This is a genomic window from Pseudomonas sp. EMN2 (assembly GCF_009650555.1).
Taxonomy (GTDB): Bacteria; Pseudomonadota; Gammaproteobacteria; order Pseudomonadales; family Pseudomonadaceae; genus Aquipseudomonas; species Aquipseudomonas sichuanensis.
Window position 1 is genome coordinate 1 of record NZ_VZZR01000099.1, and the last position, 10,991, is coordinate 10,991.

Here is a 10,991-nt window from a genome sequence, read left to right on the forward strand (position 1 = left end):
AGACGACACCACGCCCCGCACCACTGCGGGCAAAACCAAGTTCTACCAAGGCGAAGGCATGACCGCCCCGCTGTTCTGTATCGAACCCGGCATCCCCTGCCAGGATGCCCGTGACCAGGCTTCGGAGCTGATGGGCTGCGTGCGCGACCTGACCATCACCGGGATCATGGAAGAGAAACCGCAACTGCTTTGGGCGTCGTACTACCTGAGCGCGCTGGCCAAGGCGCTGATGGATGATGCCGAGTTGGGGATGAAGCACTGAGTGGTGCTGTGCCAGGGCGTCGGCGTGCTGGCGCCCTGGCAATTGCGTTGAGCGCCGCGTGCGCCGAATAGGCCTTAAACACTACGTGACCCGACTCCACCCTGAATAGATACCATATTAAAAAGATCAACCCCGCCAATTAGCCAACAGCAACCCGTTCAAACATAGCTTGCACACAACTCAATCCCATCTTATATCAATGTATGGAGTTACTCCATCCACACTCACATACTCAGATTCGCAATAAATCGACGCATCACGCTCCTCAATCGAAATAGAGGCGCTGCCAGGCGAGCTATTAATTTTTGGAACGCAGCAAAAATTCACCCTAACCAGATTAGACCTAAATTCCTTCACCCCTCCAAAATTCAACGTAACACTCATGGCATTGTACCCTTGTCCCTTCCACTTATCTGGGCACTTATCTGGAATCCCTTTAATCAAGAATGAGAAATACACTGAAGAGCTGTCATGGAATTTAAACCCAACCAGCTCGGCACCCTCCATATCTAAAACACCACCAAACATACGATCAACTTTGACTTTATTCAACACATGCTTTAGCCACATAAATACACCTTAAGGATAATTATAGTACCATTGAGATTCTGGCACGTACCCAGTGTTTAGAATTTCTGCCCTTTCACAAGCCTGCCGCACATTGAAATGATCGGAACTGTAATCGCTCGGATCAGCTACCGTTCCAGGATAGGCGAAGACTTCGGTCTCGCTCCCTCGACCAAGCGGCTAGCGCACTCAGCCGTCATCACGGAGAATTTGCTCAATCATTTTCTTTGATATCGTGCTTTTATCCAGTCGCCCAAGGATGTCTAATCCAAGCGCAATACCCTCTCTGCCCTGCTCAGCTGGCCGAGGTACTGAAACCACCAAAATTAATCTCCCCCAACGAAAAACCACTTGTCAACTTTGATGATTTCCGCATCACTCATACCCACAGTTGTTTTTTGCGTTAGCCTAGATTCAGACCTGCCTATGCCAATTTTATATTCACCTTGCCTATCACTATTTAAAGGCGACCAAACAAATTGTTTGACTTGCCATTCTCGCCCACCCACTTTTGGACAAACTTAAGGTTCTCCAATGAGGCCATAGTTAATACTCTCCACACGAGCCCAATCGTACGAAAATTCTAGCCGGCATTGATTTTCGAAGTTAAGCCTCAGTCCTTCCCTGCCATCCAAAAGGAAGCCCGACGTTTCTAGAACAATATTTTCTCTTCCCCACTTGGAAAAACTCAAAGCCTCCACCGCGCCAAATGAAATTTGCACATGCACAACATCATATACGCTCGGCCATCTTGAAGGTTTTTTCAGTGGTTTCTCCTTCGTCATGAACCTAACAAAAATCGATGGTCCGTCCTGTTTAAATACAACCTCCAGTACTTCAGCGCCAACAAACGAAGGAACTCCACCATACATGGATGTTAATGCCTGCGGATTCATAAATCGAACTACACTCATTATTTTCCGCTCCGACAGTTAAAGCAATAATGTTCATGCATTCCATCAACACATCCCGCCCCTGGATTATCTACAAGTTAAAAATTGGACATATTTATTCCTCCCAGCCTAACTCTAAGCCACCCTGATTCGTATGCTCAACACGTCTCCTATAAACTCGATCAGATCAAGAGAATAAACTCCCTCCTTTACTCTTCAAATCATGGATGACCCGACAATAGTATTAATGACTTCGGCCTTATCAAACCTAGTCACCATCAGCCATTAAGACCTCACCTTCCTCAGCAGACACCCTTAGAAAACATACAAACCCCACAACCTTATCTTCGCTGTCTTTTGTTAAAAAATTGATCAATATTCTCTGGTGCTCTGGATAAACCCGCGTCTTACCATACGGGTCTATATAAACCCCTGTCTTTTGCTTAAGATCCAAAAAAGCAGGCTCAAAAAACTTAAAGCCCCTATCATGAATCATAAAGGATGGTTTATCACCCTGATCATCTGACAAGTAAGAAATATCCAACATGACTAATCACTCAAAAAAGCGGCGGGTAAGATGTGATGACTTCACCCTTTACAGGATCATATGCAGTGACAGGTCGTTTTAGTGGAGCACCCGTCCCAGGTGGTCAAACGCCAGTTAGGCTATGTGAAGACTCGTTTTCGCGGTTTGGCCAAGATCACGGCGCAACTGACTACGTTATTCACGCGTTCGAATCTATGAATGGTGCGTCGGCAATTATTCAGCGCTGCGGGAGAGGTGCGCCTGTAGCGGATCAGAGCCTGGCCAAAGCCCTAGGTTTTAATTGGTCTGATACGGTCTAGACGTTGCTTATTACGCGCTCTGGCCTACTTTATCGGAGTTTCTCTAGTTTTCCTAAAGCCTGATTTCTCTCCCAGCTTCATCTGCTCGATGCTTTTCGGAAATTCGTTCAGAGCAGCAAAATAAATCTACCCCTGTAGCTTCGTTATCTTAACCCACCAACATATAGCTCTTCGAAAACAACATCATCATCCAAATCAGAGAAATGATTAAAATCGTCAACATCATCTGGCATGCCGTAATAAATCAGATAATTTCGATCCACAACCAAATAGCCATTTACCAATTCCTGCCATTTGGAGACACTCTTTAGCTCCCCAGCAGTTATTCCTGGGAAAAGCCGCCCATCAAAGCTTCCGCTATATGGAGGCTTGCACCACAAAGAAGATATTTTTCCGTCATCCTTGGCTACAAATGAAACCACCCCTCCATTTACTTCATAGTGAACGAACCTGATACCAAAATTCTCAAACTCGAAAATTCTCACATCAAAGGTATCAGCGATGCAATAAAAAACCTCTTCAGCACAATCACCTAAGGAAACCCCACCAATCGACCTACCAGGAACTATATCGGAGTCCAAACTAAATGCATTATTCTTTTTCATTGTCCACGAACTGACTATTACCCATCAGTCTCCTCGTTAGATCGCCTATTGAATAGGAATGCGTTCTTCAGTCGATATCGTCTAAGCCCCGTGACCCTTCGGCCCCGTCTAAATAGAGATTAGAGTGAGCAAATAAATGCGCCCCTGCCCCTCTCCAAATCTTCTATTTAACCTCCAACACCTCGACAGCCTTGCCAATAACATAGCAATCGCTACGCCGTCTTATGGCATCCAGCGTCATCGGAATATCTAAAAAATCACAACCAAACGCTATGCAGTAGCCTCCTACTCCGGAGGGCGAAAAAATGACCTTTTCGGCGATCTCATTACTGCGCCCGCCCAAAAAATCTGATCGAACCTCCAAAGCATCGAAGATTTTTAATTCAACCCTACACTTACCAGAAAGGCCGTTTAAAAACTGGCTTTCCAATCCAATTATAATGCTCAACTTACCAGAACTTTGGCTCTCATATCTAAAAGACCTTATGCGTCCTCCCTGAAAACCGTGGCACCCATCAAAAAAACTCACAACATCTTTGAACAACATATCACCCCCAAACCTCTCCACACTACTTCACACCACTTATACACACTCCACAATTTCAACCGACCGCCCAATTACATAGCAAAAACTGTACCTCCGAATATTTTCAATAGACATCGAGTCAAGACCAAAATCTCCATTCACCTCCAGACACAATTCCCCTCCAAGGTCTACAAGTTTAACTTTCGAATTAACAACAACCGGAATCACTGTTGCACGCACTTCACTCACACCCCGAACCCATATGTTTACATTTCTCCAAACATCACTTTCTAAACTATAATTTCGCACATACAACTCAAGCTTTACAGAACAGGTGTCATCATCCGAGAAAATATACTCAAACGCCTTCAATACCCCGTCATCAAAGCCATAGTATTCATCAAGAACCTTCTGCACGTCATTTGAAGCCATTCCTACTCCATAATTTTTCGATGGCTACGTGCCCGTTGGAGTTACGCTAAAAAAGGTGCCCAAGAAGGGGGATAGATTTATTTCCCATACTCTAATTTCAAGCCACACTGGTTCGTATGCCCGATGCATTTCTTGGAAACTCGATCAGACCATGAACAATAAATTTTTCCCCTTTACCCCTCAGAAATAGGCTATCCCCGGTAATTAACCCCGACACAGGCTTTATCTCACAGCGATGAATTTCCAATTCATCAGCAATCCATTGTAACCAACCACAACTTCTCAGTAAGGATCATGATCAACTGATCATTCATATAGTGATTTCCGGCATCGCCCAGTGCACCCACCAAGGCGATGATATTGCCGGCCACAGCCTTGGAATGTTCGAGGGTCACGAAACAGGCGCTGGTTGTCCGCAGCTTGATCTCGAACTCCGCCGCGCCTCGGCTAACATTCTCGCTCTGGACCTCAGCGCGGGTGACGTAAATGACTCGCCTAAACTCAGTGAGTCGCACTAGTGAGCGTAGAGAGAGCAAAACATTCAAGAACTCTGCTCGAATCTATTCCCAGGTGCTGCAAACAAGCATCTTCATAAGAAATGAACTCATCATCCGCAATACTATTGAGATACTCATCAATAGTCCTAAAGTCCACCTCGGGAGGAATATCAACAGGAAATAGTGAAAACTCCGAGCTAACAGAGCATACCCCTCCCCGCTCGGCTATCGCCTGGACAACTTCTAATTTGCGGCGTTTTTCTTCTACATAAACCCTGAGAGTAGAGTGCCCGCCCTGTATGACCACCTCACTTACCACATACTCACCGCTTATATTCTCAACCTTGACCACATCCCCTTTACTTACACCATAAACATAATAAGGAACGTTATCCACCTTATATTGATTTACCCCAACTCTCTCACCCCAAATGGCCTCCGTGGAGACAGGAGGATAACCGTCCTCATCCGGGACCAGCTTAAAAATCAGCTTTTCATACGCATTCATTTGACACCCCAAATTTTAGCGCTGCACGCCCATTCTGTTCATTAATTTGAAATTATCTTTTGGCGTATCCGAAAAATCGCGATTGCACTTCCTGCACAGAATTTGAACATTACCTTCGCCATTATCACCACCTTTGGAGTCTGGTTCGATATGATCGAACTGCCTTTCATTGGTAGGCGGGGTCACTCCCCGCTGGCTCTTTTTACCTGGCACAACATCTGTTAAGCAATGCTCGCACTTCTCCGTGCCATGGTGCTGACGGTTCTCATTGGCAACCTTAGTCTTGACACCTTTGCTGATCCTAGCCAAACCGAGCGGGTCATACCACTCAATCGGATTAGAAGCGTAGATATAGAGATTCAATCCTCCCGCATAGCTGATAGGATCTTTGCTGATGAAACGTCCCGCAATCGGTTCATAGTAGCGATATCGGTTGTAATGCAATCCCGTCTCGTGATCGTGGTATTGCCCCTGGAAACGGAACGGATTGCCCAAGCTGTGCTGTTTGGCCCAGTCCGAGCGCTCTTCCCGGACTTCACCCCACACCTTGTACTGCCCCGCCCAAGCGATGTTGCCCTGCTCATCGGTCAGTTCCATGGGTGTACCGAGATGGTCGCATTGGTACCAGGCGATCGCTTCGAACGGCTGCGGCGTCACCTCGGTGTGCCACAGGGTATCCTGATCGAAGTCATACTCGCGCTGGCTCCAGTCCGGTTGCTTGTGCAAGCGGATCGGGCTCTTGCGCAGGGCTTGGGCGACCGGCACAAAGCTGCCCGGCTCGTACAGATAGTGCACGGTGCGACCGGTATCGCCTTCATCTCGCGGCGGTGAGCTTTCCCATGCCAGGGTATCGCCATCCCAACCGAACAAGGTAAAGCCGCAGCCCAACTCGCGTTGGCGTTTGGCCCTTTCCAACTGGTTCCAGCCAGTACCCGCTTCCGGTCGATCCCAGAAATGCGCCACCGAAAGCTTGTGCAGGCGCCGGCCCAAGGCGTCATAGCTGTAGTCGACCTTGAGCTTGTCGTCGTTGTAGCTAGCCAGACGGTCGAACAGGTCCCAAGTGAAGTGCGCATGTGCGCCGTTATGCAGACGGTGCACCAAGTTGCCGCGTTCGTCGTAGCGGTAATGGGTACCGGCATACTCGCGTAGCAGGTTGTCCATCAGCTTGTTGCGACGCGGATCCGCTTCAAGTGGGCGGTTCAGTTCCTGGGTTTTCTGATCCAGCAGGTTACCCGCCGGGTCGAAGGCGAAGGTCTCCACACCGAGACGGCTAGTGGCCTGCAACAGACGGCCGACCGGATCGTACTGATATTCCAGCGGGCCACGACGGCTGTCGTTGATATTGGTCAGTTGGCCCGCAGCGTCGTAGCGGTACTGACGCTTGAGCAACGTGGACTGGCCGTCATGGCTGCCCAGCAGTTGCTCTTGCAAACGCCCGGCCGGGTCCCAGGCCTGGGTCTGCATCAACTTATTACCCTGGTGCCGCACCACCTCGCGGTGCAGGTCATCGCGCTCGTAGGCCAGCATTTCGTGCTGGTCGAGTGTCATACCAAGCAGATGGCCGCTGCCATAGGTCAGCCAGCTGACCTTGTGACCATCCGGGCGGATTGTCGACACCCGCTGGTTGAGGGCGTCGTACTCGTGCTGCCACACCGCGACCATCGGTGTGCCGGTGGCCAGGTAATGCTGGTGCTCACGAGTCAGGTTGCCCGCTTCATCAAAGAACCACTGCAGCTTACTGCCGGCGTTGAGCGCCTGAATCAGTTGGCCATTGCGATCATAGGCAAAGGTTTCTGTCTGGCTCAGGTCGCCCAGGAGGGCGGTGCGCTCGGCAAGGCGCCCCATGCGGTCGAAACGAAACTCTATTCGGCGTTGACCGACTTGGGTGTGCGCCAACCGACCGCTATACGGATCGTATTGGTAACGAGTCACCAAACCATCGAAACCGGTTTCTTGCAGCAAACGACCGACAGGGTCGTAGAGGAAGTCGGCCTTGCTCTCGTTTTCGTTTTCCAGGCGGATCAAGCGACCGAGCTTGTCCCAGCGGTAACGCAAGGTGTGCTCGTTGGCATCGACGCGCTCGGCGAGCAAACCAGCGACGCTGTAAGTCCAGGTTGTGCAACGGTCGAGGGCGTCGGCATGGGCCAGTAAGCGGCCTTCAGCATCGTAATTGAAGCGCTCTTCGGTCTTATCTGGATTTATGACCTTGGCCAGCTGCCCTGCCTTGTACTCATAGACAGTCTTGTTACCGGCAGCATCTGCGAACTCGCTCAGCTGCCCAAGCGCGTTATACACCCAGCTGCTGACCTTGCCGGAACAGTCGGTGTATTCGAGTAACTGCCCGGCATCGTTGTAGGCCACTTTCTTTTCATTGCCGAGGGCGTCCTTTATCGCTTTGACCAGTCCTGCCGGGGTGTAGGCGAACTCAGTCTTATTGCCCAACGGATCAATCGTTTCAACCAGGTTGCCGCGCTCGTCATAGTCACGTAGCCACAAGCCACCCTCGGCGTCGCGGATCTTGATCAACTGGTCCTGATCGTCGTAGGCGTAGTGTTCGACGCTGTGGTCGGCACGAATGTGCTTGAGACGATTGCTGCGCTCATCGTAGGCGTAGCGGTCCTGGCTGCCATCGGGGTGGACGTGGCGAATGACATTCTTGCACGCGTCGCGGAACAGCCATTCATCCCGACCATCCGGATGCTTGATCCGGTAGGTGTAGCCTTGCTGGTCGTAGTAGTGCCAGGTCTCTTGGCCATGGGCGTCGGTAACATAGGTCAGGCGGATGCGCTCATCCCATTCCAGGCGCGTTTCGTAGCTGCCATCGTCGGCCCATTCATGGATGGCCTTGGCGTGCGGACCACTGCCATCCCACTCGAGGTTGATGCCACGATTGGTGCGGTCGGTGTATCGGGTGATCAGGTGGTTCTGGTACGTGTAGCGCCGGGCGGCACCATGCTCGTCCTGGGCGGCGATCAGGTCTCCCTGATCGTCATAGTGGTAGGCGCAAAGCTGGCGCAACGGCTTGCCATCGACCACCTGCCAAAGGCCCTGAAGGTGGCCGTTATCATCGAGCAACGTGCCCAGTTGCAGGTGGACCTTGCCCGGGTCGTCATCCTGGTAGGTATTGATGTCCGACAAGATCGGCCGGTCGTGGTGACGGTGTTCATAGTGCAGCATCGCCCCCGCGCCGCTGCGCAGCTGAATATGCGTCAGGTAGAAACGGTCACCATGGCGGGCGTAAGTTTCGCGACGGTCCAGGCCACGCAGCAATACCAGTTGCTGCTCGGCGGTTCGCACTAGGGTGAGGTATTCAATGGCGTCATGATGAGGCTTGCCCTGCTTAGGCAGCGGGTAGGCATGGCTGCGGCCGTCGTAGTCGTGGAACACCACCCCCTTGTCGAGCACATCGATGCAAGTGGTGAACTCAGTGATCCAGCGCGCACCGAGGATGCCTTCATCCAGCTTGTCCAGCCGAGAATTGTAGGTACGTGTCCACTCGACTGGGAAAGGTCCGGGCAAGCTGAAGTCGGTATGCGACAGCGTTTCGCTACCGAGTGCAAAGCTGATCCTAAGCTCGGTGTCGGCGGCCACCATGTTCTTGCAGCAGCTCGGAGCACCTTCCGCCGGCGTCTGATTCTTGATCGACTCATTCCGCCCTTCAGAAGACTGATGCCGGGCCTCAGCAGTCGAATTCTGCTTGACCACCGTAGGCATAGCCTTGGGATTGCGGTGGTGCCACTTCGTACTGCTGTCATGCAGCATCACCAGCAGGCTCTTGATCGAGTCCTTGTTGTCCGCGTTGGCCAGGCTCATCAACTTGACGCTCATCTGCGGCGCGAGCTTGCGGAACTGCTGGGTGCTCTTGAGCACGTCGTTTTGCACCGACGTGGGCACGGCGTTGCTCAGCAACGTGTTGGCCGCGCCCTTGCCCATTGCCGAGTAGGCATTGCTCAGCGCGCCGAATGCGTTCTCGAAGGCCACCGCAGGGTCGGACTTCCAGGTATCGCTGACCTTCTGCGCCATCTGCGTGGCCTTGTCGAGGTCGCCCTTGCTGTCGAGCTTGCCGAGGACGATGGCGTCGATGGCGTCGGCCGTGTTGAGGATCAGCCTCTCGCCGGTCTTGGCAGCATCGCCGAGGATGCTGTCGAGCTGGGCCTGGGCGTCGACCAGGAAGGTGTCCAGTTCACCGAGCAGGTCGGCGTTGAGGTGGCCGACGATGATCTCGACCAGCGCGTCGCCGAGGATCTCCTTGCCCTCCTGGCGGGCCAGGGTAAGCATCGGCCGCAGGCCTTTGCGCGCGGCAGCCATGGTCGGCGGCGCGGGGATCACGCCAATCAGGTTGATGCCCAGGCTCACCCAATCCCACGGGTCGGGTTCCTTGGCACTGGCCAGATTGACGATATCGCCCACCGCATCCACCAGGGCGATGATGTTGCCGATGACCGGCAGCACCTCGGCGGTGTCCTTGAGCCGTTCGAGGTTGACGTACCCGCCGCTGATCTCGCGCAGCCAGGCATCGAACACGGCGGCGCCGCGGCTGACGTCGGCCATGCCGATCTGGTCGAGGGGGACGACCGCCGCCTGGGCTGGACGTGATTTTTCAGAGGTATCGGCGGTCATGACATCAATTCACTTGGCAGAAGATCGGTGACGGTGTTCAGGCTCGGGGCCTTGAAAGCGGGGAGCTTGGGCATCGCTGGCAGCTTGGGCAGGCTTGGCAGGCTGGCCATGGCGCTGGAGGCGGCCGGCAGCGCCGAGCTGGCGGTGCTGGCCAGCTGCGGCAGGCCGGCGACGCCGCCTTTCAATGCGCCCTGTACCTGTTGCGCGGTCTGCATGGCGCCCTGGCCGGTCTTGAGCAGGCTCATGCCGGTCTTGGCCGCGTCCATGCCGCTGCTGGCCAGTTGCTTGGCCTTGTCGAACAGGCCGCCCTCGCCCTTGGGCAGCGGCAGCTTCTCGACCAGCGACTCCAGCTGGCTCGACAGGCTGTTGGGGTCGGGGGGCTGCACCGGCCACTCGACCACGCCGATGTAGCTGCTCGGCGCCCAGGGTGGCGAGGGATCGCGGCCGAAGTTGACCCAGGCCGGCCCCGGCGCGGCACCGGACACGGCCTTGAACCCTTGCCCGTCCAGCGTGCCCTTGAGCAGCGTGCCCAGGGCGTCGGTGACTTCGTAGTCGCCGGCCTTGATGCCTTTGGTGTTGGCGTACAGGTTGAACAGCTCCAGCGCGCCCTTGCCCGGCTTGGGTGGTTCGGGGAAGGTGCCGGCCATGCTCGCTGCGCCGATATGGGCGAACTGCGCGGCCTTGGCGGTGTAGTTGGCGCTGGTAACGTGGGTGATGCCGCCGGCGTTGTAGGTGGTGGCGCTGCCGCCGCCCTGCACCACCAGTTCGGTCTTGGCCTTGAGCAGGATGCGGTCGGCGTTGGCGGTGATGTCGAGCTTGGCCAGCAGGTTGATGCTGTCCTTCAGGGCGCGGATATCGATGTCGCCGGAGGCCGTGACCAGCTTCCAGCCCAGGCTCTGGACGAAGAAGCGCATGCCCTGGCTGGCGCTGGCCAGCAGGCGCTTGCCGACGGACATGCTGGTGTGGCCGGTGCTGCTCAGGGCCAGGTGGCTGCCGCTGGTGAGGTGGTTGGGGCCGGGGGTGGTCAGGGCGATACCGGCGGGGCTGGAGAGCACCAGGTGCGGTTGGGTGAATTCGGCGAATTCGTTTTTCGTCAGGTCGCCGGGGCCGCTGCCGAGGATGCCTTGGTGCTGCTTGTGCAGATCCTTGGCCACGGTGTCCTGGTCGCCGGGTTCCTGGGCCTGCATCTGCTTGGCCAGTTCGGCCAGGCTGTCCTGCTGGTCGCTGGCGGTGGC

General features: G+C 54.0%; 10 protein-coding genes and 1 pseudogene. 2 read left to right on the top strand and 9 right to left on the bottom strand.

Translation table 11 applies throughout. The features are described 5' to 3' along the window. A partial coding sequence (locus tag F6X61_RS24015) for a DUF3077 domain-containing protein (protein ID WP_153788838.1) occupies nt 1-262 on the top strand: 262 nt, incomplete at its 5' end. A gap of 180 nt (nt 263-442) precedes the next feature. Here the strand turns inward: F6X61_RS24015 and F6X61_RS24020 are convergent. The 3 genes from F6X61_RS24020 to F6X61_RS24030 all read right to left on the bottom strand — a co-directional run bounded on the left by F6X61_RS24020 (nt 443) and on the right by F6X61_RS24030 (nt 2,269). Then, nucleotides 443-832, bottom strand: a complete 390-nt coding sequence (locus F6X61_RS24020) for an Imm50 family immunity protein (protein WP_153788839.1) — start codon at nt 830-832, stop codon at nt 443-445. A gap of 518 nt (nt 833-1,350) precedes the next feature. Continuing rightward, a complete protein-coding gene (locus F6X61_RS24025; RefSeq protein ID WP_153788840.1) occupies nt 1,351-1,743 on the bottom strand; it encodes an Imm50 family immunity protein in 393 nt (130 codons plus the stop codon). A gap of 247 nt (nt 1,744-1,990) precedes the next feature. Further along, the gene (locus tag F6X61_RS24030) at nt 1,991-2,269 is read right to left on the bottom strand and encodes a hypothetical protein (RefSeq protein ID WP_153788841.1); all 279 of its coding nucleotides are present in this window, start codon (nt 2,267-2,269) and stop codon (nt 1,991-1,993) included. An 81-nt stretch (nt 2,270-2,350) separates the two neighbouring features. Between F6X61_RS24030 and F6X61_RS24035 the strand changes: the two are divergent. Then, nucleotides 2,351-2,467, top strand: a pseudogene (locus F6X61_RS24035) (IS5/IS1182 family transposase); the annotation flags it as partial. A 244-nt stretch (nt 2,468-2,711) separates the two neighbouring features. Here the strand turns inward: F6X61_RS24035 and F6X61_RS24040 are convergent. From F6X61_RS24040 to F6X61_RS24070, 6 genes are all read right to left on the bottom strand, one after another. Continuing rightward, nucleotides 2,712-3,173: a hypothetical protein gene (locus F6X61_RS24040; RefSeq protein WP_153788842.1), complete on the bottom strand. Its 462-nt coding sequence runs from the start codon at nt 3,171-3,173 to the stop codon at nt 2,712-2,714. A gap of 163 nt (nt 3,174-3,336) precedes the next feature. Next, on the bottom strand, nt 3,337-3,720 hold the full coding sequence (locus F6X61_RS24045; protein WP_153788843.1) for a hypothetical protein: 384 nt from the start codon (nt 3,718-3,720) through the stop codon (nt 3,337-3,339). Nucleotides 3,721-3,756: 36 nt separating this feature from the next. Then, complete coding sequence (locus tag F6X61_RS24050; RefSeq protein WP_153788844.1) at nt 3,757-4,131, bottom strand: hypothetical protein; 375 nt, start codon at nt 4,129-4,131, stop codon at nt 3,757-3,759. A gap of 501 nt (nt 4,132-4,632) precedes the next feature. Then, nucleotides 4,633-5,136, bottom strand: a complete 504-nt coding sequence (locus F6X61_RS24060) for a DUF4265 domain-containing protein (RefSeq protein ID WP_153788846.1) — start codon at nt 5,134-5,136, stop codon at nt 4,633-4,635. A gap of 15 nt (nt 5,137-5,151) precedes the next feature. Further along, nucleotides 5,152-9,756, bottom strand: a complete 4,605-nt coding sequence (locus F6X61_RS24065; RefSeq protein WP_153788847.1) for an RHS repeat-associated core domain-containing protein — start codon at nt 9,754-9,756, stop codon at nt 5,152-5,154. Continuing rightward, on the bottom strand, nt 9,753-10,991 hold a 1,239-nt coding region (locus F6X61_RS24070), incomplete at its 5' end, for a DUF2345 domain-containing protein (RefSeq protein ID WP_153788848.1). The genes F6X61_RS24065 and F6X61_RS24070, both read right to left, overlap by 4 nt.